At 67.2% G+C, this 25,166-nt stretch carries 25 protein-coding genes; 14 read left to right on the forward strand and 11 right to left on the reverse strand.

Annotated features, from left to right (window positions below; genetic code table 11):
• Positions 1-111: 111 nt before the first annotated feature.
• Positions 112-2,004: an ABC transporter ATP-binding protein gene (locus ACNQR1_RS12465; RefSeq protein WP_418046380.1), complete on the reverse strand. Its 1,893-nt coding sequence runs from the start codon at positions 2,002-2,004 to the stop codon at positions 112-114.
• A complete protein-coding gene (locus ACNQR1_RS12470) occupies positions 2,001-3,746 on the reverse strand; it encodes an ABC transporter ATP-binding protein (RefSeq protein ID WP_418046382.1) in 1,746 nt (581 codons plus the stop codon). The genes ACNQR1_RS12465 and ACNQR1_RS12470 overlap by 4 nt, the downstream gene beginning before the upstream one ends.
• A gap of 117 nt (positions 3,747-3,863) precedes the next feature.
• Between ACNQR1_RS12470 and ACNQR1_RS12475 the strand changes: the two genes are divergently transcribed.
• Both ACNQR1_RS12475 and ACNQR1_RS12480 read left to right on the forward strand, forming a co-directional pair.
• Positions 3,864-4,457: a DUF3558 domain-containing protein gene (locus ACNQR1_RS12475; RefSeq protein WP_418046384.1), complete on the forward strand. Its 594-nt coding sequence runs from the start codon at positions 3,864-3,866 to the stop codon at positions 4,455-4,457.
• Complete coding sequence (locus tag ACNQR1_RS12480; protein WP_418046386.1) at positions 4,454-5,002, forward strand: DUF3558 domain-containing protein; 549 nt, start codon at positions 4,454-4,456, stop codon at positions 5,000-5,002. The genes ACNQR1_RS12475 and ACNQR1_RS12480 overlap by 4 nt, the downstream gene beginning before the upstream one ends.
• On the opposite strand, the gene ACNQR1_RS12485 is transcribed toward ACNQR1_RS12480, so the two are convergent.
• Positions 4,999-5,520, reverse strand: a complete 522-nt coding sequence (locus tag ACNQR1_RS12485) for a SixA phosphatase family protein (RefSeq protein WP_418046388.1) — start codon at positions 5,518-5,520, stop codon at positions 4,999-5,001. The two genes, ACNQR1_RS12480 and ACNQR1_RS12485, sit on opposite strands and share 4 nt — an antisense overlap.
• 127 nt (positions 5,521-5,647) lie before the next feature.
• Between ACNQR1_RS12485 and ACNQR1_RS12490 the strand changes: the two genes are divergently transcribed.
• Both ACNQR1_RS12490 and ACNQR1_RS12495 read left to right on the forward strand, forming a co-directional pair.
• On the forward strand, positions 5,648-6,808 hold the full coding sequence (locus tag ACNQR1_RS12490) for a metallophosphoesterase family protein (protein ID WP_418046390.1): 1,161 nt from the start codon (positions 5,648-5,650) through the stop codon (positions 6,806-6,808).
• The gene (locus ACNQR1_RS12495) at positions 6,805-9,438 is read left to right on the forward strand and encodes an AAA family ATPase (protein WP_418046392.1); all 2,634 of its coding nucleotides are present in this window, start codon (positions 6,805-6,807) and stop codon (positions 9,436-9,438) included. Before ACNQR1_RS12490 ends, ACNQR1_RS12495 begins: the two co-directional genes overlap by 4 nt.
• Before the next feature lie 114 nt (positions 9,439-9,552).
• Here the strand turns inward: ACNQR1_RS12495 and ACNQR1_RS12500 are convergent, their stop codons facing one another.
• Both ACNQR1_RS12500 and ACNQR1_RS12505 read right to left on the reverse strand, forming a co-directional pair.
• Entirely contained in the window at positions 9,553-10,821 is a 1,269-nt protein-coding gene (locus ACNQR1_RS12500) for an acyl-CoA dehydrogenase family protein (protein WP_418046394.1), read from the reverse strand.
• Positions 10,822-10,877: 56 nt separating this feature from the next.
• Positions 10,878-11,483 (reverse strand): TetR family transcriptional regulator, encoded by a 606-nt coding sequence (locus ACNQR1_RS12505; protein WP_418046396.1) that lies wholly within the window; start codon positions 11,481-11,483, stop codon positions 10,878-10,880.
• A 123-nt stretch (positions 11,484-11,606) separates the two neighbouring features.
• Here ACNQR1_RS12505 and ACNQR1_RS12510 point away from each other — a divergent pair, with 123 nt between their 5' ends.
• From ACNQR1_RS12510 to ACNQR1_RS12530, 5 genes are read left to right on the forward strand one after another with little or no spacing between them, the layout of a single operon-like run.
• Positions 11,607-12,362, forward strand: coding sequence for a hypothetical protein (locus tag ACNQR1_RS12510; protein ID WP_418046398.1), 756 nt, complete (start codon positions 11,607-11,609; stop codon positions 12,360-12,362).
• The gene (locus ACNQR1_RS12515) at positions 12,359-13,081 is read left to right on the forward strand and encodes a hypothetical protein (protein WP_418046400.1); all 723 of its coding nucleotides are present in this window, start codon (positions 12,359-12,361) and stop codon (positions 13,079-13,081) included. Before ACNQR1_RS12510 ends, ACNQR1_RS12515 begins: the two co-directional genes overlap by 4 nt.
• 8 nt (positions 13,082-13,089) lie before the next feature.
• Positions 13,090-13,686, forward strand: a complete 597-nt coding sequence (locus tag ACNQR1_RS12520) for a cytochrome c oxidase subunit 3 (protein ID WP_418046402.1) — start codon at positions 13,090-13,092, stop codon at positions 13,684-13,686.
• Between the two features lie 2 nt (positions 13,687-13,688).
• Positions 13,689-13,955, forward strand: coding sequence for a cytochrome C oxidase subunit IV family protein (locus tag ACNQR1_RS12525; RefSeq protein WP_418046404.1), 267 nt, complete (start codon positions 13,689-13,691; stop codon positions 13,953-13,955).
• Between the two features lie 25 nt (positions 13,956-13,980).
• Positions 13,981-15,225 (forward strand): alpha/beta fold hydrolase, encoded by a 1,245-nt coding sequence (locus ACNQR1_RS12530; protein WP_418046406.1) that lies wholly within the window; start codon positions 13,981-13,983, stop codon positions 15,223-15,225.
• On the opposite strand, the gene ACNQR1_RS12535 is transcribed toward ACNQR1_RS12530, so the two are convergent.
• From ACNQR1_RS12535 to ACNQR1_RS12555, 5 genes are all read right to left on the reverse strand, one after another.
• Complete coding sequence (locus tag ACNQR1_RS12535; protein WP_418046408.1) at positions 15,206-15,715, reverse strand: hypothetical protein; 510 nt, start codon at positions 15,713-15,715, stop codon at positions 15,206-15,208. The two genes, ACNQR1_RS12530 and ACNQR1_RS12535, sit on opposite strands and share 20 nt — an antisense overlap.
• Before the next feature lie 14 nt (positions 15,716-15,729).
• Positions 15,730-17,421: an ABC transporter family substrate-binding protein gene (locus tag ACNQR1_RS12540; protein WP_418046410.1), complete on the reverse strand. Its 1,692-nt coding sequence runs from the start codon at positions 17,419-17,421 to the stop codon at positions 15,730-15,732.
• Between the two features lie 42 nt (positions 17,422-17,463).
• A complete protein-coding gene (locus ACNQR1_RS12545) occupies positions 17,464-19,305 on the reverse strand; it encodes a dipeptide ABC transporter ATP-binding protein (protein WP_418046412.1) in 1,842 nt (613 codons plus the stop codon).
• Positions 19,302-20,168 (reverse strand): ABC transporter permease, encoded by an 867-nt coding sequence (locus ACNQR1_RS12550; RefSeq protein WP_418050349.1) that lies wholly within the window; start codon positions 20,166-20,168, stop codon positions 19,302-19,304. Before ACNQR1_RS12550 ends, ACNQR1_RS12545 begins: the two co-directional genes overlap by 4 nt.
• 79 nt (positions 20,169-20,247) lie before the next feature.
• Complete coding sequence (locus tag ACNQR1_RS12555; protein ID WP_418046414.1) at positions 20,248-21,225, reverse strand: ABC transporter permease; 978 nt, start codon at positions 21,223-21,225, stop codon at positions 20,248-20,250.
• Between the two features lie 161 nt (positions 21,226-21,386).
• Here ACNQR1_RS12555 and ACNQR1_RS12560 point away from each other — a divergent pair, with 161 nt between their 5' ends.
• From ACNQR1_RS12560 to ACNQR1_RS12570, 3 genes are all read left to right on the forward strand, one after another.
• Positions 21,387-21,641: a hypothetical protein gene (locus tag ACNQR1_RS12560; RefSeq protein WP_418046416.1), complete on the forward strand. Its 255-nt coding sequence runs from the start codon at positions 21,387-21,389 to the stop codon at positions 21,639-21,641.
• A gap of 127 nt (positions 21,642-21,768) precedes the next feature.
• Positions 21,769-21,966, forward strand: coding sequence for a hypothetical protein (locus ACNQR1_RS12565; RefSeq protein ID WP_418046418.1), 198 nt, complete (start codon positions 21,769-21,771; stop codon positions 21,964-21,966).
• 76 nt (positions 21,967-22,042) lie between these two features.
• Positions 22,043-22,279: a hypothetical protein gene (locus ACNQR1_RS12570; protein WP_418046420.1), complete on the forward strand. Its 237-nt coding sequence runs from the start codon at positions 22,043-22,045 to the stop codon at positions 22,277-22,279.
• On the opposite strand, the gene ACNQR1_RS12575 is transcribed toward ACNQR1_RS12570, so the two are convergent.
• Positions 22,276-22,695, reverse strand: coding sequence for a hypothetical protein (locus tag ACNQR1_RS12575; RefSeq protein ID WP_418046422.1), 420 nt, complete (start codon positions 22,693-22,695; stop codon positions 22,276-22,278). The two genes, ACNQR1_RS12570 and ACNQR1_RS12575, sit on opposite strands and share 4 nt — an antisense overlap.
• A gap of 178 nt (positions 22,696-22,873) precedes the next feature.
• Between ACNQR1_RS12575 and ACNQR1_RS12580 the strand changes: the two genes are divergently transcribed.
• Together ACNQR1_RS12580 and ACNQR1_RS12585 are read left to right on the forward strand one after the other, a co-directional pair.
• Positions 22,874-23,578 (forward strand): response regulator transcription factor, encoded by a 705-nt coding sequence (locus ACNQR1_RS12580; protein ID WP_418050350.1) that lies wholly within the window; start codon positions 22,874-22,876, stop codon positions 23,576-23,578.
• Positions 23,556-25,154, forward strand: coding sequence for a sensor histidine kinase (locus ACNQR1_RS12585; protein ID WP_418046424.1), 1,599 nt, complete (start codon positions 23,556-23,558; stop codon positions 25,152-25,154). The genes ACNQR1_RS12580 and ACNQR1_RS12585 overlap by 23 nt, the downstream gene beginning before the upstream one ends.
• The last annotated feature ends 12 nt before the right edge of the window (positions 25,155-25,166 follow it).

A 25,166-nucleotide genomic window follows, 5' to 3' on the forward strand; every position in this document is an offset into this window, starting at 1 on the left:
CAATTTGTAATGGCTGAGCTGCCCCAAATCCCTAAATCCCGCCGAGACTACGGTTTATGGCGAATTTTCACCCACTTCACGTCAAAACCCGTAGTTTCGGCGCGCTGGACGCTAAACCTGCGTCATCTCCCAGTACCGCCCGTGCCGCGACACCAGCTCCTCGTGGGTACCGCGTTCGACGATCCGGCCGGCATCCATCACCAGGATCAGATCGGCATCGCGGATCGTCGAAAGCCGGTGGGCGATGATGAAACTGGTCCGGTCCCGGCGCAACTCGGCCATCGCGTGCTGGATCATCAGTTCGGTCCGGGTGTCCACCGCGCTGGTCGCCTCGTCGAGCACGAGTACCCGGGGTCTTGCCAGCACCGCCCGCGCGATGGTGATCAGCTGCTTCTCGCCGGCGCTGATGGCGCCGCCGTCGTCGTCGACCCGGGTGGCATATCCGTCCGGCAGAGTGTGCACGAACCGGTCCACATACGCGGCCCTGGCCGCTTCGAGCACCTCGTCCTCGGTTGCATCCGGTCGGCCGTAGGCGATGTTGTCGTAGATGGTGCCGCCGAAGAGCCAGGTGTCCTGCAGCACCATGCCGATCGAGGACCGCAGTGACTCGCGGCTCACCGTCGAGATGTCCACGCCGTCGATCAGGATCCGCCCGGAGTCGACGTCGTAGAACCGCATCAGCAGGTTCACGCACGTGGTCTTTCCCGCACCGGTGGGGCCGACGATGGCCACGGTGCTGCCCGCCTCGGCGACCAGCGACAGGTCCTCGATCACCGGGGTGTCCGGCAGGTACCCGAAGTTCACCCGGTCGAATTCGACACGGCCGGCGCGGATCCGGAGTGCTTCGGCCGGCTCCGGGGACTGTTCGTCGGCGTCCAGCAGGTCGAAAACACGTTCGGCACTGGCGATCCCGGACTGCAGGGTGTTGTACATCCCGGCCATCTGGCCCAGCGGCTGGTTGAACTGCCGCACGTACTGGATGAACGCCTGGATACTGCCGAGGGTGATCTGTCCTCCGGCCACCTGCAGGCCGCCCACCACGGCAACGGCCACGTAGCTGAGGTTGCCGATGAACATCGTCGCCGGGCCGACCAGGCCCGAGAAGAACTGCGCCCCGATGCTGGACCGGTAGACCTCCTCGTTGAGCTCGTCGAAGCGTCGCTGTGCGGCCTCCCGGTGCCCGAACGTCTTGACGATGGTGAAGCCGCTGTAGGTCTCCTCGATGTGGGCCGCGAGCCGGCCGGTGTTGCGCCACTGCGCGACGAACAACGGCTGCGACCGGCGGGTGATCCAGCGGATCACCCACAGCGACAGTGGCACGGTGACGACGGTCAGCAGCGCCAGCAGCGGCGAGATGGTCAGCATCATCACCAGCACCGCGAACACCGTCAGCACCGAGGTCAGCAGTTGGCTGATGGTCATCGACACCGAGGTCTGGATGTTGTCGATGTCGTTGGTGACCCGGCTGAGCACCTCGCCGCGCTGGCGGGAATCGAAGTAGGACAGCGGAAGTCGGTGCAGTTTGTCCTCCACCTCGGCCCGCAGCGCGACCATGGTGCGTTGCACCGTGACGTTGAGCAGCCGGGCCTGCAGCCAAACCAGCACGGCGGCAAGCAGATACAAGCCCAGTGCGAGCGCCAGCGTGCGGGCCACCGCCGCGAAGTCCACCCCGTGGCCGGGGACCACGTTCATCCCGGACAGCAGGTCGGCGAACCTGGTGTCCCCACGGGCCCGGGCGGCCTCGACGGCCTGGTCCTTGGTCAGGCCGGCCGGCAGTTCCCGCCCGATCACGCCGTTGAACAGCAGGTCGGTGGCGTGCCCGAGAATTCGCGGGCCGATCACCCCGATGGCGATCCCGGCCACGCCGAGCAGCATCACCGAGATCGCCAGACCGCGTTGCGGCACCAGGCGTCTGACCAGTCGCAGGGCCGATCCGCGGAAGTCGCGGGTGCGCTCGACCGGCGCTGCCGGCGTGCCGCTGCGGCGCAGCACGGGCCCGGTCATCGCGGGTCTCCGGCGGTGACCGCCTGCGACGCGGCGAACTCGGCATAGGTGGGGCAGTCGGCGAGCAGCGACTCATGGGTGCCGGTGCCGACGACGCGGCCGTCCTCGACCACGACCACCTGGTCGGCCTCGATCACCGTCGAGATCCGCTGCGACACGATCACCACGGTGGCGCCGGCGGAAACCTCGCGTAAGGCGGTACGTACCCGGGCGTCGGTGTGCACGTCGAGGGCCGAGAACGCGTCGTCGAACAGGTAGATCGCGGGCCTGCGGATCACCGCACGGGCGATCGCGAGCCGTTGCCGCTGCCCGCCCGAGAAATTGATACCGCCCTGGGCCACCGGGCGTTCCAGCCCTTCGGGGTGGGCTGCCACGAAGTCGTCGGCCGCCGCGATCCGCAGTGCCTCCCACATGTGTTCGTCGGTGAGTTCCTGTCCCGGGGCGGCGCCGTAACGCAGATTCTCGGCGATGGTGCCGGAGAACAGGAAGCCGCGCTGGGGGACCAGGCCGATCGACGCCCACAGCTGTTCGAGGTCGAGTTCTCGCACGTCGATGCCGTCGACGCGGACCGCGCCGGAGCTGACGTCGTAGAACCGGCAGATCATGGCCAGCAGGGTGGACTTACCCGAGCCCGTGGAGCCCACCACCGCGGTCGTGGTGCCTCGCGGCACGCGCAACGCAACCTGCTGCAGCACGGGACGATCGGCGCCGGGATAGCTGAACGATGCGTCGTCGAAGACGATCTCGCCGGCAACGGACGCCGGGCGCACTGGGTCGGGGGGGCTGGTGATCTGGGGCCGGGTGGCCAGCACACCGGTGACGCGCTCGGCACACACCGAAGCCCGCGGGAGCATCACCGCCAGGACGGCCACCATCAGCACGGCCATCAGAATCTGCATGAAATAGGCCAGGAACGCGATCAGTGAGCCCACCTGCATGTGCCCGGCGTCGATGCGCAGCCCGCCGAACCAGATCAGTGCGACGCTGGAGATGTTGATCACCAGGGTGGTCGCCGGCAGCATCAGCGCCTGCCACCGCCCGGCCTCCAGGGCGGTGGCCGACAGAGCCTGGTTGGCTTGTGCGAACCGGCGTTGTTCGACGGGTTCGCGGGCGAAGGCGCGGATGACGCGGATGCCGGACAGCTGATCGCGCATCACCCGGTTGATCCCGTCGATCAACCGTTGCATGCGACGGAAGATCGGCATCAGGTGGGTGATGACCCAGTAGTTGGCCAGCGCCAGAACCGGAACGCTGACCAGCAGCAGCCAGGACAGGCCGGCGTCCTGGTGCAGCGCCATCAGGATTCCGCCCACCGACATGATCGGGGCGGTGATCAGAATCGTGGCGGTCATCTGCAGCAGCTGCTGGATCTGGCCGACGTCGTTGGTGGTGCGGGTCAGCAGTGACGGCGTGCCGAACCGGGCGGTCTCCTCGGCCGAGAACGTGGTCACGTGGTGGAAGACCGCCGAGCGAAGGTCGCGGCCGAAGCTCATGGCCGCGCGCGACCCGAAGAACACCGCCCCGATGGCGCACGCCACCTGCAGACCGGTGACACCGAGCATCACGCCGCCGAGTTCGACGATGCGCTGCGCGTCGCCCTTGGCCACTCCGTCGTCGATGATGGCCGCGTTGACCGTCGGCAGGTACAGCGAGGCCAGGGTGCTGATCACCTGAAGCGTCGCGACGACCGCGAGCAGCCGCCGGTACGGCCGCGCATACTGTCGCAGCAGCGCCCAGAGCATCTGGCTACTCTCGCACACCGGCCCGGTGTCGGACGTTTCCCGAGGTCGTCGTGTCCACATCGATGAAAGTCCAGGTCAGTACCTATGTCCGGATAGGACATAGGTGTTGCCGCTACAGTGCATGGCGTGACTGTCCGCACGGCCAACAAGGCACGATTCGCCCATGCCAGAGCCTTTGCGGTATTGGCTGCTGCAATGGTTCCGGTATTCGCAGGTTGCTCGTCCGGCGAGCCCGCGTCTCCGCAGGTTCCGCAGACCGAGACGCCCAGTGCCGATGGTTCGGGCAAGCACGGCCCGCATTTTCCGCACTGTGGCGGCGTCACCGATCAGACGGTGACCGAGTTGACCCAGGTGCAGGGGCTGGTCAACACCGCGACCAATTCCTCTGGCTGCCAGTGGCTGCAGGGCGGCAGCATCCTGGGACCGCACTTCTCCTTCACCTGGTTCCGGGGCAGTCCGATCGGCCGGGAGCGCAAGACCGAGGAGCTGTCGCGGACCAGCGTGGAGGACATCAACATCGAGGGACACGGCGGCTTCATCGCCATCGGGGAGAACCCGCTCAAGGCCGGTGACGTGAACCTGTGTGAGATCGGCATCCAGTTCGACGACGATTTCATCGAGTGGTCTGTGAGCTTCGATCAGAAGCCCTACCCCGATCCGTGTGAGGTCGCCAAGGAGCTGACCCGCCAGTCGATTGTGAATTCCAAATGAGCATCAAGCGTGGGGTCGCCGGGTTCACTGCCGCGCTGGCGGTGTTCGTCGGGCTGACCGGGTGCACCACCACGGTGGACGGCACGGCGGCCAAGGAGGGGTCCGGCGGCGGCCCGAGCAACAACAAGTCCGAGAAGACCTATCCCAACCTGCTCAAGGAATGTGACGTCCTGACCACGGACATCCTGGCCAAGACGGTGGGTGCCGACCCGCTGGACATCCAGAGCACCTTCGTGGGTGCGGTGTGCCGCTGGCAGGCGGCCAACCCGGCCGGCCTGGTCGACATCACCCGGTTCTGGTACGAGCAGGGCAGCCTGGCCAACGAGCGTCAGACCGCCGAGAAGCTGCAGTACGCGATCGAGCAACGTCGGATCGCCGGTGTCGATTCGATCATCATGAGGCCCAACGGGCTCAACGGCGCGTGCGGCGTGGCCAGCGACGCGGCCGGCGTGGTCGGCTGGTGGGTCAATCCGCAGGGACCGGGCATCGATGCCTGCCCGATGGCCATCAAGCTCATGGAACTGACACTGGCCACCAACTCCTAGCGAGGCACGTGGAATCGCACCAGCGTCGCGCCGCCCAGCGCGAGCTGGTCCCACGGCTCGCTGGTGCGCAGCATGGCGATCGCCGAGGTCGGAAACTTCAGCGAAATGCTCTCCGCCGCGCTGCGGTTGGATCCGTCGGCCAGCCCGAGTGCGACCGCGGACATGGCGGGCTCGTGGCCGATGACGAGCACTGTGGACGGGTCCGTGCCGAAACGTGACGACACACTGTTGATCTCGTCGATGACGGTGCCGGGCCGGGCGTCGTAGATGCGCTCGGCGAACTGCACGGGCGCCTCGATGCCGGTGCGCTCCAACGTCTGACGGGTCCGGGTGGCCGTCGAGCACAACACCGCGTCCACCGCCGCGAAGTTGGCCCGGATCCAGTCTCCGGCCAGCGCAGCCTCTCTGATACCGCGGGCGGCGAGCGGCCGGTCGTGGTCGGCCACCCCGTCGGGATAGTCCGACTTGGCGTGGCGCATCAGCAGCAGGGTTCTGTTCGGACCAACCGGATCAGCCATTCCTCATACGGTAGAGGCAAACCGGGCCATGCCGTTGCAGGTCCCCGGACTTGTCGGCCCCCGGTTTTAGACTCGGCTTGCTTCCCTGTTGAACCCGCGGGAAACGGACACAGAAGGGACGGGGCCGATGCGTTTTCTGCACACCGCCGACTGGCAACTCGGCATGATCCGTCATTTCCTCAGTGCCGGTGACGGTGAGGCGCAGCCCCGCTACTCGGCATCGCGCCGGGAGGCCGTCGCGGCCCTGGGGCCGGTGGCCGCGGCCTCGGGTGCGGAGTTCGTCGTGGTGTCCGGGGACGTCTTCGAGCACAACCAGTTGGCCCCGCGGGAGGTCAGCCTGTCACTGGAGGCCATGCGCGCCATCGGCGTCCCGGTGTATCTGCTGCCGGGCAACCATGACCCGCTCGATGCCGCGTCGGTCTACACCAGCGCGCTGTTCACCGCGGAATGCCCGGACAACGTCGTGGTCCTCGACCGTGCGGGCGTGCACGAGGTGCGCCCGGGGCTGGAGATCGTGGCGGCGCCGTGGCGGTCCAAGGCGCCCACCTCGGATCTGATCGGGGACGTACTGGCCGATCTGCCCGCCGACGGTGTCACCCGCGTGGTGGTCGGCCACGGCGGCGTCGACATCCTCGATCCGGACAAGGACAAGCCGTCGCTGATCCGGATGTCTGCCGTCGAGGACGCCCTGGCGCGCGGCGCGGTCCACTATGTGGCATTGGGGGACAAGCACTCCCGCACCGAGGTCGGATCGACCGGCCGGGTCTGGTACTCGGGCTCACCCGAGGTGACGAACTACGATGACATCGAATCCGATCCCGGGCATGTGCTGCTGGTCGAGATCGACGAGACCGATCCGCACCGCGGCGTCCGGGTCGATTCCGAACGGGTGGGCCGGTGGCGGTTCGTCACGCTCCGCCGCGAGGTGGACACCGACCGCGACATCGCCGACCTGGATCTGAACCTGGATCTGTTGCAGGACAAGGAACGCACGGTGGTGCGGCTGGCTTTGACAGGTTCCCTGACGGTGACGGACAAGGCCGCACTGGATGCCTGCCTGGACCGCTACGCCCGGCTGTTCGCCGCGCTCACGTTGTGGGAGCGGCATACCGAGATCGCGGTGCTGCCCGCCGACGGTGAGTTCGATGACTTGGGCATCGGCGGGTTCGCCGCTGCCGCGGTGGACGAGCTGGTGGCCACTGCCCGCACCGAGGGCGTCGGGGCCGACGACGCAAGGGCCGCGTTGGGGCTGTTGCTGCGTCTGGTCGAGCGGGGGAGTGCGGCATGAAACTGCACCGCCTGGTCCTGACCAACTACCGCGGCGTCACCCACCGCGAGATCGAATTCCCCGATCACGGTGTGGTGGTCGTCAGCGGCGCCAACGAGATCGGCAAGTCGTCGATGATCGAGGCGCTGGACCTGCTCCTGGAGGCCAAGGACCGCTCGGGCAAGAAGGAAGTCAAGCAGGTCAAGCCGACGCACGCCGACGTCGGCGCCGAGGTGATGGCCGAAATCTCCACCGGCCCTTACCGGTTCATGTACCGCAAGCGCTTTCACAAGCGTGCCGAGACCCAGTTGACGGTGCTGGCGCCGGTGCGCGAGCAGCTCAGCGGCGACGAAGCCCACGAGCGGGTGCTGGGCATGCTCGCCGAGACCGTCGACACCAACCTGTGGCAGGCCCAGCGGGTGCTGCAGTCCAGCTCGACCGCACCGGTGGATCTGTCGGGATCGGATGCCCTGGCCCGGGCACTGGACGTGGCCGCAGGCGAGGCGGTCGCGCTGTCTGGGGACGAGCCGCTGCTGATCGAGCGGATCGACGCGGAGTACCTGCGCTACTTCACCGCCACCGGCAGGGCGACCGGTGAGTGGGCGGCCGTGACCAAGCGGCTCGCCGTCGCCGAAGGCGAGGTGGCGCAGTGTGCGGCCGCCGTGGCCGAGGTCGACGACGCGGTGCGCCGGCATGCCGAACTCAGCGCCGAAGTCACCGGTGTCGCCGGTCAACGCGAACAGGCCCAGGCCGGTCTGGCGGCGGCCCGCAAGGCTGCCGACGAGGTTGCCGCGCTGCTCCAGCGGCTCAAGGAAGCCGAGGTGGTCGCCGAGGCGGCCCGGGTGGCACAGGCTGCATCGGCAGCCGCGCTCACCGAACGACGACGTCTGCGCGGCGAGCTCGACGAGCGCGCCGCCACCATCACCGAACTACAGGCCGCGTTGACCGTGGCCGACGGCGAAACTGCCACGGCCCGTGAGGTTCACGAGGCCGCCGAGGTCGCCGCCGAAGAAGCTCGGGTGGCTGCGCAGGAGCACGAAGCCCGGGTGGACACGGCCCGCACCACGCTCACCCGGATGACCGACCGTGACGAGGCCGATCGGCTGGCGACCCGGCTGAGCAAGATCGACGCCGGTGTTCGTGAACTCGACCGGGTCGAGCGCGAACTCGCCGAGATCACCCTCGACGACGCCGGCATGCGGGCCGTCGAGGCCGCGGCGGTGGCGGTGGACCGGGCTGCGGGGCAGGCTGAACTCGCCTCGGCGCGAATCGAACTCGTGGCGGTCGCCGATTGCGCTGTCCGGGTGGACGAGGCGCAGGTGGCCCTGGAGGCGGGCCTGCCGTGGTCGGTCAACACCACCGCTGACACCGAGATCGACGTGCCCGGAGTGCTCACAGTGCGCGTGGTGCCGGGCACCCCCGCCGCGCAGACACAGGCCCGCCTGGACGAGGCGCAGAACGCATTGGCGGCCGCGCTGGCCGCGGCCGGGGTCGAGCATGTGGATGCCGCGCGTATCCTCGACGCCCGTCGACGGGAGCTGCTCAGCAGCCGGGATCGGTTGCGCGCCACGGTGGATGCGCTCACGGGCGATGATTCGTTGGAGGATCTGCGGTCACGGCTGACCCAGTTGCGGGCGGACCAGCCCGATGAAGCCGGGTTGTTCGAGCTGGCCGGTCCCACCGATATCGCCGCTGCCCGAACTGAACTCGAGGCCGCGGTGGGGGCGCACCGTCGGGCGGTGGCCGACAGTGAGACCAGTCGCAAGGTGATCGCCGCGGCGGCCAAGAAGCTGTCGGAGAAGTCGACCCGCTGCAGCGTGCTGCGCGACAAGCTCACCACGGCGCAGGCGGAGTTGACGGTGGCCGGTGGCCGGCTGGAAATCCAGCGCGCGCAGACGGCTGACGACGAGTTGGCCGTGCAGGCCCAGGCCGCCGACGAGGAGGCCGCTGCCACTGCGGGCCGGGTCACCACGTTGCGGACCGAATTGTCGGCGACCGAACCGAATTCGGTGAAGGCCGCGCTCGACGAGGCGGCGCGCCGCGCGCAACTGCTGGACACCCGTCACGAGACCGCGGTCGAGGGTTTGCGGGAGTTGGCCGCCCAACTCAAGGTGTACGGCACCCAGGGCCGCAAGGGGCATCTGGATGCCGCCGAGACCGAACGCGAGCACGCACGCGCCGAGTACCTACGGGTGCACCGCCGGGCCCGCGCGGCCGAGACGCTGAGGTCGGTGATGGCCCGCCATCGTGACGCCACCAGACAGCGGTACGCCGATCCGTTTCGCCTCGAGGTGCAGCGGCTGGGCCGGCTGGTGTTCGGTGAGGATTTCGAGGTCGACGTCGACAGCGATCTCAACATCAGGACCCGCACGGTGTCCGGTCGGACGGTCCCGTACGAATCGCTGTCCGGCGGCGCCAAGGAGCAGTTGGCCATCGTCGCGCGGCTGGCCGGTGCCACGATGGTGGCCAAGGAGGACAGCGTGCCGGTCATCATCGACGATGCGCTCGGTTTCACCGATCCGGACCGGCTGACCAAGATGGGCGCAGTGTTCGACGCCGTCGGTGGAGACGGACAGGTCATCGTGTTGACCTGTAGCCCGGACCGCTACGCCAGTGTCGGCGGCGCGCACCACATCGAATTGACAGCCTAGAAATCTGTTACCTGGCCTCGCCGGTTTCTACTCCTGGGTCGCGATTTCGTCGGAGCACGACCCAGGAGTAGAAAGCGATGCGCAAGCCTTCCGAGTGGCCCGCCACTCACTCGCTCAGAAGTAGGCGTTGGCCGGAACGGGTGTGCCGTGCAGCAGGTTCTGGCCGATCACGCGCGCCTTGTAGGCCACCGGGTTGTGCAGGGTGATGGTGCGGATGTTGCGCCAGTGCCGATCCAGGTTGCGCTGCCGGGATGCCGCGCTCGCCCCACCGAGTTCCAGAAGTCGGGTGGCGGCCTCGGGGGCGACGTCGTCGAGGTGCACTTTGACCTTGGCGACCCTGAGTTGGGCTTCCGCGGCGAGCCGCGCATCGGGCACGGCGGCGAGCCGCGCATCGGGCACGGCGGCGAGCCGCGCATCGGGCACGGCGGCGGCCGCGGAATCGGTGGCGGCCCCGATCGCCGCGGCGGCATCCAGCACCGCTGCCCGCGCCACATAGGCCGTACTGGCCAGCACGCCGAGCTGGCGTTGCAGCAGGGGATCGTCGGTGGGCTGTTCGGTGACGGCATGGCTGAAATTGCGTTCGCGGGAGCGCAGCAGCGCGACGCCGTCGTCGACAACGTTGGCCAGGATGCCGGCGACCACCGCGTGGATGAACAGCTGCAGCGAGGCGTACTGCACGGTCGGGACCGCTTCGGCGTCATACGGGGTGTCGGTGAGGATCTCGTCGGCGGCCACCGCGACGTCGGTGAACGTCGTGGTACCGGTTCCGGTACGTCGCTGGCCGAAGCCGTCCCAGTCGTCGACGAGCCGGACGCCTTCCCGGTCGGTGGGCACCAGGACGTTGGCCACCGAGTCGTGGTCGGTGGTGGCGGTGACGGTCAGGTAGTCCGAGAACAGGGTGCCGGTGCTGTAGTACTTCTCACCGGTCAACCGGAACGCGCCCGGGTTCGCGCTGTCGGCCAGCAGCCTGGTGTTGAACACCAAACTGCCCACGGCCAGTGAACCCTTCTCGCTGAAGGCGTTTCCGAAGATCTTGCCCTCGGCGATCTTGCCCAGCCAGTGTCTGGACACCGGATCGTCGGCGTTGCGCAGCCGCTCCTCGGTGAACCAGAAGTGGGTCCGGAAGATGTGGGCGACGATGGGATCGGCCTTGGCCACATCGATCACGGCGGAGAACAGCTGCGGCACACTGAATCCGGCACCGCCGAGGGACTCGGGCAGGCGCAGGGTGCCGAACCCGGCCCGCTTGAGCGCGGCGACCTGATCGAAGGGGTTCTCGTCGTTGAGGTCGCGGTCCTTGGCGCCTGCGGCGATCGAGGCCAGCAGGTCATCCCATTCCGGCGTACCGGGCAAAACACGGGTCACGTTCTCGACGGTGGTCATGGCACCGTTGTATCCGCACCCGCTATCGGTGGGCACGTGTTTGGATCAGCCCGAACCTAAGCCGACTGGACGACCCGCATGCCGTAGACGTACGTGGTCAGGTACTCGGCGATCACGGGAGCCCGGACCTCGGCCGCGTCCGGGATGGTGATCAACAGCGCGTAGAGCCCGACGAGAAACGACACGCCGTTGTGCATCACGTCCACTTCGGCCGGGATCTCGCCGCGCTCCTGAGCTCGTTGGAGTTCCTTGACCACAGCGACGATCACGGGATGCCGGGACCATTCCTCCGACGGCGGACGCGTGGTGGAAAAGTGCAGGGCCAGAAAGTCTTTGAACAATCGCCCGCCCAGGCGTCGTTCGAGCTTCTCCAGCATGCGCACGGACTCGGCCAGGGTGGTGCGGACATCGTGGGGTACGGCGAAGGCCCGGCTGAGCTCGGTGGCCATGCGCAGTTGCTCGCGGTGTTCCAGTTCCACCAGTACGTGTTCCTTGGTGGGGAAGTGGAAGAAGAAGGTGCCGTGGGCGACACCTGCGGCCGACGCGATCGCGGCGGTCTCGGCCGCGGCCATGCCGTCGCGTTTGAACTCGGAGATCGCGGCTCCCAGCAACCGCTCCCGCGTCTGTAGGCCCTTGCGGCTGCGCGGCGATCCAGTGAGCACGGCCCGATGCTACGACATCGACAAACTGACTGTACTCAGTATTTGCTCTTTCATTTCACGCCTAGTGCCGTTACGGTTTCGAGGGCGATTAGTTCTGACTGGAGTCAGTTTTTGGAGGTTGGCGTGCAGATTCTGGAGCAGGTACAAGACCTGCCGAAAGCCGGAAATGTCAAAGCCCAGTGGGTGAGCCTGTGGACCGGGCCCGTCGTCGGTGCGGTGCTGCTGGTGGCGATGCTGGCGTTCCCCGGCTTCTGGCCGCCGATGTCCCCGACCTGGAATGCGCAGCAGGTCGCCGGCTTCTATGCCGATCACACGGCCTGGATCAGATTCAGCCAGGTGACGTTCAATCTGTGCGGGATCCTGATCCTGCCGTTCTTCATGGTGATCGTCGTCCAGATGAAGCGCATGAAGACCCAGAGCCACGTGTTCGCCTACTGCTATCTCACCGCGGTGATCAGCGGCGCCACCATCTTCGCGCTGTCCAACGTCTTCTTCCTGGTGGCTGCGTTTCGCCCGGACCGCAATCCCGAGCTGATCATGCTGCTCAACGACCTTGCCTGGATCGTCTTCGTGGCGCCGGTGGGCATGGTGGTGTCGCAGTTCGCACTGCTGGCGGTCGCGGTGTACTTCGACAACGGGCCCGCCCCGGTGTTCCCCCGCTGGGTGGGCCATTACTCGCTGGCCACCGCGGTGGCGATGATCCCGGCCGCGGGCGCGGCGGTGTTCCAGACCGGCCCGCTGGCCTGGGACGGCGTGCTGGCCTTCTGGTTGCGCAACGGCGCGTTCGCGGTCTTCGTGGTCGTGATGTTCTTCGTGCTGCGCCGCGCGGTGATCAGCCAGGCCGTCGAAGAGGGCGTAGTAGAGGACACCCTGGCATGACGTTGTTGACCGACGCGCCTCCGGGCAAGCCCGATGTGCGGCTGATGACCTGGTTCTTCCCGATCTGGTACGGGGCCTTTGGCGTCATCATCTGCATCCTGACCCGGGTCACTCCGCCACCGCGGCCCGATGTCACCGCGGCCGACAAGGTGGCGTTCTTCACCGAGCACGGCCTGACCATCAAGATCGGCTTCTGCCTGCTGCTGATTCTGCTGGGTGGTGCGGCGATGACCAACGGGCTGGTCGCCTACCAGATCAAACGCATGTCGGTGGGGTCGGCGTTCGCCTACGGCTACATCGGCGGCATGGGTGTCGGAGCGGTGCCCGGGTTCCTGCTGGTGTCGGTCTGTTTCCTGACCGCGGCCTTCCGGCCCGACCGTGACCCGGAGCTGATCAGCCTGCTGTACGACCTCGGAATGCTGTCGTACAACGGCTCGTTGGGCTGTTTCACGGCTGCTTATCTGGTCTTGGCCGTCGCGATCCTCTACGACAAGAACAACGTCTTCCCGGTGTGGTTCGCGTACGTGACCATCTGGCAGATCATCACCGAGGTGATCGCCACCCAGATGTTCGTATTCGAGTCGGGGCCGTTCGCCTGGAACGGCTCGATCGCCTTCTGGCTGGCGGTGGTGGTCTTCTCGGTCTGGTTGTCGGCGCTGATCGTGTTGCTCCGGCAGGCCGCGTTACGTGAGACGGCGGAAGAGCCGGGACTGGGGTGAGCCGAGCGATGTCAAGTAATCCTGTTCTGACGAAACTGAACTCACAGACGAAGGCGACGGCGGGCCACCTGCCGGGCGACGGCCACATGTGGGTGATGGTGCTCGGAGATCTGGTGATCTTCGGTGGCTACTTCATCATCTTCATGATCTACCGGACCATGCATCCGGACGAATTCCTGCGTGCCCAGCAGCATCTCGACATCACGATCGGCGTCGTCAATACGGTGATCCTGCTGACCAGCTCCTGGCTGGTGGCGCGGGCGGTGCTGGCCGCCAGGGCCGGACGTCACGAAGCGGCGATCCGGTTGACGTACGCCGGCGGTGTCGGCGGCCTGATGTTCATGGCCTGCAAGGGTTATGAGTGGGTGGTCAAGATCCGGGCCGGGCACACCAACTCCGAGATGTTCTACTCGTTCTATTACGTCCTCACCGGTGTGCACCTCATCCATGTGCTGATCGGGCTCATCGTGCTGGGCGTGATCGTGCGGGAGTTGCGCAATCCGTCCCGCCGGCGGGCTTCGGTGGTGGAGGCAGGCGCGGTCTACTGGCACATGGTCGACCTGCTCTGGGTGATCATCTTCGGCCTGCTCTACGTGGTGAGGTGACCATGACCGACAAGGCTGTGACTCAAACGTGGCTGCTGCTGGTCGCCATCACCGTCGGATCCTGGTGGCTGGCGCCGGCCCAGTACTCGGACGCCCTGCAGGCCAGCGTGCCGATCACCGCGCTGGTGCTGGCACTGACGCTGATCAAGTCCCGCTTGATCATCCGGCAGTTCATGGAGGTCCGGACCGCGCCGAGGTGGCTCAAACTCGCCACCGACGGCTGGCTGGTGGTGCTGTTCGGGGCGATCTTCACGATCTATCTGATCTGAGCGTTGCGCGGCACAATGGAACGCAATGACGATGAACGCCAAGCGCAGGCGGGTGCACGACAAGCTCGCCGCGCTACCGGGGGTACGGGCGGTGCGACGCCCGGTCAGTCCTGGTTCTGACGAGCATTTCGACCTGTTCTACGTGCGGGCCGGTCGCAAGTCGGCGCACCCGGTGGTGCTCATCCCGGGAGGGCCCGGCGTCGCGTCGATCCAGCCCTACCGCGCGCTGCGGCGACGCGCGGCCGCGGCCGGATTCGACGTGATCATGATCGAGCACCGCGGCATCGGGATGTCCCGGCACACCGATGCGGGCGCGGATCTGCCTCCGGCGGCCATCACCGTCGAGCAGGTGGTCGACGACGTCGCCGCGGTGCTCGACGACGCCGGCGTGCACGAGGCGGTGCTCTACGGCACCTCATACGGCAGTTACATCGCATCCGGATTCGGGGTGCGCCATCCCGACCGGATCGCGGCGATGGTGCTGGATTCGCCCCTGCTGTCCACAGCCGACATCGAGGCCATGCGCAGTGCCATACGTGGTCTGCTGTGGGAGGGCTCGAACCCGGATACCGCGGATCTGGCGCCCAAGGTCCGGCGGCTGGTGGCCGAGGGGATATTGGCCACCAGAGGGGGAGAACTGGCCGGCCTGCTCTACGGGTTCGGTGGTGCCGCGCTACTCGATCGCCAGCTCGATCTACTGTTGCACGGGCGCACGCTGGTGTGGTCGGCACTGGCCCGGCTGAGCCGCCTTTCGGCACGAAAAGCGCCGTACCGCAACGAGGTAGATCTTGTCGGGCGGATCGCGTTCCGCGAGTTGAACTACGCCGGTGTACCCGACGGTCTGCCGCTGGACCCCGCGCTGGAGATGGCCGACATGATCGGCAGCGCGAAGTTCTACGAACCGTTCGAGGCCGAGCCCTTCGACCTGCTTGCCGAATTACCGCAGTTCCACTGGCCCACCGTCGTGGTGTCCGGTGGCCGGGACCTGACCACGCCGCCGGCCGTGGCCGACCGGATCGCCGCACTGGTGCCCGGGGCCGTGCTGGTGCGGATGCCGACCGTCGCCCACAGTGTTCTCGATACCCGCGAGCGCGCGGCCTTCGCGGTGATCCGCGCGGTGCGTGACGGTGTGGCCGAACAGCTTTCGGCCGCAGCCGATGAGCTGGACGCCCTTCCCGCGCGTGCTGTCATTCGAGTCGCGGTGTCGGGGATCGCAGCGGCCGCCGTCGCGGAATCGGCGATGCCCGCCGTCAATCGTCTGAGGCGATGATGACGGTGGCCACACCATGCTTTCGGTGGGCGGCGATGAACTCGTGGAACCCGTTGAGACCGACAACCCATCCGTACGAGTGTTCGTTGCCCTCCCTCGGCACGCTGAGGCGGTAGATTTCGTCGGCGCCTGTCAGGGTCGGTGATGTCCACGCCATCACCAACTCCCGCGACAGCAGCAACTCGGTGCCGACCCATGGGTTCAGGTTGGTGGCCGGCCACCGCCACAGGGTCGCCACTGCCTCCGCGAATGAACATCGGCGGAAGCCGGCAGGTGTGAGGGCGTCCATCCGGTACGGGCCGTGCACGGGGTCGGGCTTCCCGGTCCACGGGGATGCGCAGTCGTGGCCGTAGCGGGGGTGCGCCAGAACACCGTTGATCAGATCCGTACCGGATATCGTGGCCGGGATTGCGAAGGTCAGCAGGATGCACCAGCTGTACATGCCCGGGGCCATGCGCACCGTGGTGTCGCCGATCAGCTGCACGCTCATCGCCCGCCCTGGGACTACTTGAGGAAACCGACCTTCGAGTAGTCGGCGTCGGCAAGACCGAAGGCCCCGAAGTTGGCCAGGCTGCTGCGTACCGCGACGTTTCCGGGCGACTGGAACAGCGGCAGGCTGAACACCTCCTCGAACAACATCTGGTCGAGCTCGTTGGCCAGGGCGCGGGCCTTGACCGGGTCCAGTTCTTCCAGCGTCTGCTCGATCTTGGCGTCGATCTCCGGGCTGCCGATCTTGCCGAAGTTACTGGCCCCGTCCTGCGCGTAGATCTGGGTCAGCGAGCTCAGCGGGAACGCGTCGCCGAGGAAGGCGAACTGAGCAATGTCAAAGTCGCCCTTGATGATGTAGTTGGTGAAGAACCCGGTGCCGGGCTTGGTGTCGAGCTTCAGGTTCACCCCGATCTGGCCGAGCATGTTCTGCGCGATCTGGGCCACCTGCCGGGTGCTACCCGCGTCGTAGAACACGTTGCGGATGACGAGCTCCTTGCCGTCCTTCTCCCGGAACTGCCGTCCCTCAGGCACTTTCCAGCCCAGGGCGTCGAGTTCGGCCTTCGCCTTCTCGGGGTCGAACGCCACCGACGCGGCGTTGTCCTGGTAGCCCTGCTGGCCCGCGACGAAGATGTGGTTGTTCAGTGGCACCGGGTTGTCGGTGAGGCCCCGCTGGGTGATGTTGGCCAGCGCCTGCCGGTCGATGCCCTTGGCGACCGCACTACGCAGCGCCGGGTCGGCCAGGATCGAGCCGGGAGCGCCGTTGAAGGTCAGGTGGTACCAGCTGGCCGACGGCGCCCGTCGGATGCTGATGCCCGCGGTCTTGCGCGCGATGGTCAGTTCGTCCAATGACGCTGTGCCCGTGGCATCGATGGTGTTGTTCTGCAGCGCAGGGATGCGCGCTGCGTCGTCGAGAACCAGGTAGGTGATGGTGTCGAGCAGTGGCGGGGCGCCCCACCATTTCGGGTTGCGGCTCATCGTGATCCGCTGGGCACCTCGGTCGATGTTGGAGACCATGAATGGCCCTGCCGACGGCCCGGGTTCGGTGAGCTGAGCCTTGTTGAACGCCTCGGGGGTGGCGGTCATGCTCTTGGGCAGCAGCCGGCCGTTGCCCGCGAACATGCCCTTCCAGTCGGCATACGGTTTGGCGAAGGTCATGACGGCCTGGCGGTCGTCCACGCCACGGGTCACCGAGGCGACCCGTTCGAAGCCGTTGGGTGCGGCGATGACGAACGCGGGGTTCTTCCCACTGTTGGCGTCGGACTGGGACTTGATGTCCTCCCAGGTGATCGGCGTGCCGTCGGTCCACACCGCCTTGGGGTTGATCGTGTAGGTGACCACCTGCGGGTTGGTGCCCGTCAGTTCGACGTTGGTGAAGTAGTCGGTGTTCACCGTCGCCGATCCGTCGGCGGCGATCACGAACGCGCGCGGCAACGTGGGCCTGGTGAGCGAGCCGACGTCGCCGGTGTTGCCGTCCAGGTGCAGCGGGTTGAAGTTCGACGGGAACTCGGTCAGGGCCAGGCGCAGATTGCCGCCCTGGCGCAGGTTCGCGACATCCTGTGGATTGATGTCGTTGGTGGTGCCGAGCTCGGCGTTACCGCCGGCCGACGGGGCTTCCCGGTCGCCACCCGAACAACCGGTCAGGGCCAGTGCGGTGACTGCTGCGACGACGGCGAAACGCTGGAACCTGAACCCCTTGAACCCGTTCACCCAACCGATGCTAGATGCCGACACCGGTGGATGCGGCAATACCTAACCGTTGACCGGCTTTGGTTGCGGAACCGCGGCGAGCAATTTGCGGGTGTACTCGTGCTGGGGGTCGGCGAACACCTGATCGCCCGAGCCCTGTTCGACGACCGCGCCCTTGTACATCACCGCGACGTCGTGAGCCAGGTGCTTGACCACCGACAGATCGTGGGAGACGAACAGATAGGCGAGGCCGAACTGGTCCTGAAGGTCCAGCAGCAGGTTGATGATGCCGGCCTGGATGGAGACGTCCAGCGCGGAAACCGGTTCGTCGAGCGCGATGATCTTGGGCTGTAAGGCCAGGGCGCGGGCGATCCCGATGCGCTGTTTCTGCCCGCCGGAGAACTCGGCAGGGTAGCGGCCGGCGTCGGCGCGTCGCAGGCCCACCAACTCGAGCAGCTCGGCCACCCGTCCGTCGATCCGCGGTTTGTCGAAACCGTTGGCGGTCAACGGCTCTGCCAGCACATCCGACACCGGTAGCCGGGGGTCCAGTGACGCCACCGGATCCTGGAACACCACCTGAACGTCGGTGCGCAGGGCGCGCCGCGTTCCGCGGTTCAGGGTGGCCACGTCCGAGCCGAGCACTTCGATCGAACCCGATTGCGGGGCAGTCAGATTCAGGATCTGGTGCAAGGTGGTCGATTTGCCTGATCCGGACTCGCCGACGATGCCGAGGGTGCGGCCACTGCGCAGATCGAAGTTGACATCGTCGACGGCTCGGACCTCGCCGACCTGCCTGCGCAGCACGACGCCTTTGGTCAGTTTGAAGGTCTTGGACAGGTTGCGTACCCGCAGCACCACGTCGGCGTCGGGCTGGGCCTCGGGAGCGGCAGCGCTTGCGCCTGTCATCTGATAGATCTCAGCGGCGCTGCGCCCGCTGACCTGGTCGGTGCGGATGCAGGCGGCGCGGTGGCCCGGAGCCAACTCGATCAGTTCGGGTTCGGCGGCCTCGCATTCGTCGATGGCCAGCGGGCAGCGCGGGGCGAACGGGCAACCGTGCGGCGTTGCGGTGAGCGACGGCGGTGCACCGGGGATCGGCACCAGGCGTGCGCCCTGCGGGGCATCCAGGCGTGGCACCGAGCCGAGTAGGCCGACGGTGTAGGGCATCCGGGCCTTCTCGTAGAGCTCGCCCACCGGAGCGTCCTCGACGGCCCGTCCGGCGTACATCACCATGGCCCGGTCGGCGAATTCGGCCACCACCCCGAGATCGTGGGTGATGATCAGCACGCCGGCGCCGGTGACGTCGCGCGCGGTCTTGAGCACCTCGAGAATCTGGGCCTGCACCGTCACGTCGAGTGCGGTGGTGGGTTCGTCGCAGATCAGCAGATCGGGGTCGTTGGCGATCGCGATCGCGATGACCACGCGTTGGCGTTCGCCGCCGGACAACTCGTGCGGGAAGGCCCGGGCCCGCTGCTCGGGTTGGGAGATGCCCACCAGTTCGAGCAGTTCGACGGCTCGGGTCCGGGCCGCGCGCCTGCCCAGGTCGCGGTTGTGGACGGTGAGGGCCTCGGCGATCTGATCGCCCACGGTATAGACCGGGGTGAGGGCGGACATCGGGTCCTGGAACACCGTGCCGATGGTGTTGCCGCGGACCTGCGACATCTCGGAGTCGGACAATCCGATCAATTCCTCGCCGCGCAGCCGCACCGATCCGGAGATCTCGGCGAATTCGGGCAGCAACCCCACCACGGCCATGGCGCTGGCCGATTTCCCGGCACCGGATTCACCGACGAGCGCGACCACCTCACCGGCGTCGACGTGAAAGTTCAAGCCCCGCACCGCGTGTACCGCGTCGGTGTCGGTGGAGAAGTCCACCGTCAGATCGGATACCTCGAGCAGCCGGCTCATCGGGCGCCGCCCTTCCGCCGACTCCGCCGTCGCAACCGGCCGCTGCCCGGGTCGAGGGCGTCGCGCAGGCCGTCACCGATCAGGTTGGCGCACAGGATGATCAACACCAGCACCCCGGCCGGGAACAGGAACACCCAGGGGAACGTGGTGGCCGACTTGGTGCCGTCGGCGATCAGCGTGCCCAGCGATACGTCGGGCGCCTGGATGCCGAATCCCAGGTAGCTCAAACCGGTCTCGGACAGGATCGCCACCCCGACGTTGAGCGCGGTGTCGATGATCAGGATGGATGCCACGTTGGGCAGGATGTGGCGCACGATGATGCGCCGGCTGCTGACACCCATATAGCGGGCGGCCAAGACGAATTCGCGCTCCCGCAGGCTCAAGGTCATCCCGCGCACGATGCGCGAGCTGATCATCCAGCTGAATGCCGAGAGCAGCACGATCAGCCAGAACACCCGGTCGGACTGGCTCAGCCGCGGCGTGACGATCGCGATCAGGATGAAGCTCGGTACCACCAGCAGTACGTCGACGATCCACATCAGCGTGCGATCGCGCCAGCCGCCGAAGTATCCGGCGACCGAGCCGACCGTGGCGGCGATGACGGTCGAGATGAATGCCACGCAGACCCCGATCAGCATGGATTTCTGCATGCCGCGCAGGGTTTGGGCGAAGATGTCCTGCCCGAGTGCGTTCGTGCCGAACCAGTGGTCTGTCGACGGCGGCTCCTGCAGCGCGTAATAGTCGAGGTCCGAATAGCTGTAGGGCAACACCGACGGCAGCGCGTAGCAGGCCACGAACATGATCACGAGCAGTGCCAGGGAAACCACTGCGGGCCAATTGCGCAGGAAGCGGCGGAACACCAGGGTGCGCCGGGTGGCGAATTCTTCGGTGTGAAGACCCGAACGGGCCGAGGCTGCATCACCGGTGGGGGCAGGGTCTGGGTCATGTGACTCTCACCCTCGGGTCGAGCATCGCGTAGATGACGTCGGAGAGCAGGCCGGCGACCAGGATCACGGTGCCGGTGAACACCGTGATGGCCGCGATGATGTTGGTGTCCTGCGTGGCGATGCCTTGTACCACCCACTCGCCCATGCCGTGCCAGCCGAAGATCTTCTCGACGAACACCGAACCGGTCACCAGCCCGGCCACGCCGTAGGCGAACAGCGTGGCCATCGGTATGAGCGCGGTCCGCAGCCCGTGCTTGAACAGGGCTTGACGCCTGGTCAGTCCCTTGGCCCGGGCGGTGCGGATGAAGTCCTGGCCCAGCACGTCGAGCATCGCGTTGCGCTGGTAGCGGCTGTAGCCGGCGATGGCCATCAGCGCCAGCGTGAATGTCGGCAGCACGAGATGCTGTAGCCGATCGACGAACTGGTCCCAGGCGCCTCCGACCGGCACCGGCGCGGTTTCCCCCGTGTACTCGAAAATCTGAACGCCCAGTATCGAGTTCACGTTGAGCGCAGCCAGGATCAGCATGTTGGCGATCACGAACGACGGGGTGCTGATCACCAGCAGGGACAACACGGTGATGACGCGGTCCGAGAGCCGGTACTGGCGGATCGCACCCCAGGCCCCGACCACCACGCCGATCACGGCGCCCGATATCGCTCCGATGACGAGCAGACGCAGGGTCACCCCGATGCGTCGCCACAACTCGTCGACCACCGGCTGGCCGGTCACCGTGGTGCCGAAGTCGCCACGGACCGCGCCGGCGGCCCAGTTCGCGTAGCGCAGCGGGATGGGCTGGTCGAGGCCGAGCTCAGCGGCCTTGGCGTCGATCGCGGACTGCGGTGGCCGCGGATTGCGCTGTTCGAGGCTGTCGAGCGGTTTGAAGTTCAGCGACGTCAGCGTGAACGTCAGGAACGAGGCCAGCGCCAGCAACACGATGTAGTTGAGCAGCCGGCGCGCCAGAAAGCGCGTCATCCGGTTGTTCCTGCCCACCGCTGCATGCCAGACAGGGTAGAGCAGCCGGGAACCGGAATCCGGTCAGCGCGGCGATGTGATGTTCGGCGCGCCCGCACTCGGTGGGTAACTGACAGTGGGGCCACAGCCTCGGCATAGAAATCAGGCGTTCACTGAAATACATGAAGGTCAGCGGGCTCAACAAGGTGAAAGTGGTCGCCGCGGTAGCCGGTGGTGCGGCAGTGGTAGGACTGGGAGTCATCGGAGCCGTCTCCGACGGTGCCGGGGAAGTTTCTCCGGCGCTGGCATCCGGATCCCACATGAACGTCGGCCAGACCAGCACGGAGACCACGCCTCCGACCGCGCCGGAGGTGTCGATGGCCGTGCCTGCGATGAGGGGCTACACGCCGCCGTCCGGGTTCGCCGTCACACATTGATCACAGGACTGACGGTTTCACCTCCTGCCGCGGCGGTTATACGACGCGGCAGGAGGTGAGCTCATTGGGTAGCGCACAGGAAAACAATCGGCGAAATCTGAAATCGATCGCAGCCGGAGTAGGAGCCATGGGCGGGTTAGCCACGGCTGTGCTCGGTGTCGGGATGGGCGGTGGCCACATCGGGGCCCAGGAGCGGGTCGAGCCGCCGGCCATCACCACTGGGCAGACCGTCACGGACACGACCGCGCCGAGTGCTCCTGAGACGTCCGAGGCCTCGCCGACGGTGTCGGCGACGACTCCGTCCGGGTTTGCCACACCGCACTGATCACGGCTGACCTCGCCGGCGGGACCGGCGGGCGTCCGGTTTACGCCGCCCGCCGGTTCGCGGTAGGCAGTTCGGTGTGACAGGAGACGAAAGCGACAAGCGGACCAAATACGTGATGGCCGGTGTGGGCGCGATCGCACTGGCGACGATGGCGGCTTTCGGCGCGACGATGGCCGGGGCGCCGAGCAGCGGAGCGGTGCCGGCGGTCAATGTCGGTGAAACCGTAACGAAGACAACAGCTCCCGCCGAGCTGGAAACCTCGTTCGCGAAACCGACGGTGAAGGTCGACCTGCCCGACGGGTACGGCAACTAGGCCAGGGGCCGGCTGTCGGGCGCTTCCCCGATGCTGGTGACCGTCGATGTCGGCCCGGTGCGGCTGGCCCGGACCAGGACATGGTCGTCGACTCCGAACGAGGGCGTGACCGAGGTCGGCAGGACGTAGCTCTGGGTGAAGCCGTCGTTGCTGCGCACGGTGACCGACGTTGCCGTCAGCTCGGTGATCGTGCCGTTCTGGGTCAACGCGGTGGTGTAGCCGCCGTCGGGGTCCGCCACCACTGCCTCACTGTGGACGGTGGCGGGGTCGGGCCGGTCGTGTGGCCGGTCCATCCGGGGCGGGGGGCCGGGAAAGCCCGAGCTGTGGCTTTCGGTGGCGGCGTACACCGCCGCGCCGCCGACCCCGGCAATCGCTGCCGCGATGGCGACCGCCGCGGCCGTGTGTCGGATGCTCATGCGGTCCACGGTGCAGATGTTGCCTGTGAGTCGGCTGTGTAGCAGCTCTGCGGCAAATGTGGCGATCTTTCACAGCTTGCACATAGACAGGGCACAGTCTGGGCCTATTGGCGGAACCAATAATGGGCGCGTGAGTATGACCACCAACGGCACCGATTCCGACTCCGGGCGCGCTGTCATGCGGCGCGCCGACGGCAACCCGATCCAGGTGCTGGTGGTCGACGACGAACCCGTCCTGGCCGAACTGGTGTCGATGGCGCTGCGGTATGAGGGTTGGGACATCGCGACGGCCGGTGATGGCGCGAGCGCAATCGCCGCGGCCCGGGAGAACCCACCGGACGTGGTCGTCCTCGATGTGATGCTGCCGGACATGAGTGGTCTGGACGTCCTGCGGAAGCTGCGCGAGCAGATCCCCGGCCTGCCGTTGTTGCTGCTGACCGCCAAGGATTCGGTGGAGGACCGGATCGCCGGACTGACCGCAGGCGGCGACGACTATGTCACCAAGCCGTTCAGCCTGGAGGAAGTGGTGCTGCGGTTGCGCGCGCTGCTCCGGCGCACGGGGGTGACCAGTGAGGACGGCGGCGCCAAGATCGTCGTCGGCGATCTGGTGCTCGACGAGGACAGTCACGAGGTCACCCGCGCTGGGGACCAGATCACCTTGACCGCCACCGAGTTCGAACTCCTGCGGTTCATGATGCGCAACGCCAAGCGGGTGCTGAGCAAGGCCCAGATCCTGGACCGGGTGTGGAGCTACGACTTCGGCGGCCGGTCCAACATCGTCGAACTGTATGTCTCGTACCTGCGGAAGAAGATCGACAGCGGACGCGACCCGATGATCCACACGCTGCGCGGTGCGGGTTATGTCCTCCGGCCTGCGCGCTGAGGTGACGGCCGGCACCGCAAGCTCCACTCGGTGGTGGTCGCCCCGGACCTGGTCACTGCGTGCCCGCCTGGTCATCACCCAGGTGGCTCTGTTGGCCGTCGTGTGCGCCAGCATCGGCGTGGCGACAGAGTTCGCGCTGCAACGGTTTCTGATGAACCAGCTCGACGACCAACTGATCGAGGCCGGGAGACGCTCGGCCGCGATCTTCGAATTGCCCCCGCCGCCACCGGGATCGCCGCCCCCGCCGGGCATGCGCCGCCACCATCGCGTGCCGTTCGATCCCGAGGAAGGGCCGGGCCCCGGATTCCTCAACGCACCGGGGCAGGCCGCACGCACGGTCGGTGCGGTGGTGTCACCGAACCGGCCCGTGGACGCAGGCGTGATCACCGCAGAGGGGGAGCGGGTCGAGGTGAGTGCTGCTGCGGCTGAGCAGCTTTCGCAGATTCCGGCAGCCCGGGTACCGGAAACCGTCGACCTCGACGGCTTGGGTCGGTACCGGTTGATCGGTCTGCACCCGCGCCACGGCGGACCGCAGACCATCGTCACCGGACTGCCGACCGCCGTCGTCGACGACACCCTGCTGTGGGTCCTCGGAATGTTCTGTGTGCTGGCGGCGATTGCCCTCATCGCCGCGACGACGGCCGGGACGCTGATCATCCGGCGTCAACTTGCCCCGCTGTCACGGGTTTCGGCGGCGGCGCGCAGAGTCGCCGATCTCGAGCTCGACCGTGGTGAAGTACAGCTGCCCACACCGATCGTTCCCGTCGACCCGGCCGGCGCTCATACCGAGGTCGGCCAGCTCGGCACCTCGCTGAACCGCATGCTCGACCGGATCGCCAGTGCGCTCGCGGCCCGGCACGCCAGTGAGACCCGGGTGCGCCAGTTCGTCGCCGATGCCAGCCATGAACTGAGGACGCCACTGGCGGCGATCAGGGGTTACACCGAACTGGCCCAGCGCAAACGCGATGACCTGCCCTCCGATGTGGCCCACGCGATGAGCCGGGTGGAGTCCGAAACGACGCGGATGACACAACTGGTCGAGGACATGCTGCTGCTGGCCCGCCTCGACGCGGGCCGGCCGCTGGAACGCGACAGCGTCGACCTGTCGCGGCTCGTGGTCGACACGGTCAGCGACGCCCACATCGCCGGCCCCGACCACCAGTGGTCGCTCGACCTGCCCGAGGACCCGGTGATGGTCCAGGGCGACGAGGCCCGGCTGCACCAGGTGCTGGCGAACCTGCTGGCCAACGCCCGTACCCACACCCCACCCGGGACCTCGGTCACGGTGGCACTGAACACCGCTCCGGACGCGGTGCTGATCACCGTCGCCGACGACGGTCCCGGCATTCCGCCGACGCTGCTGCCCGACGTGTTCGAGCGGTTCGCCCGCGGTGATTCGTCGCGCTCGCGGCGTGAGGGCAGTACCGGGCTCGGCCTGGCGATCGTTGCTGCGGTGGTCAAGGCGCACGGCGGCACCATCGAAGTGACCAGTACCCCAGGGTCGACCGAGTTCGTGGTGCGCCTGCCCGGGTCGAGCTCACAGGGCACGCACAGGACGGACCAATCCGGCACCTAGCGGCCGAGACAA

The sequence above is a fragment of the Mycobacterium sp. 48b genome (assembly GCF_048282725.1).
Lineage (GTDB): Bacteria > Actinomycetota > Actinomycetes > Mycobacteriales > Mycobacteriaceae > Mycobacterium.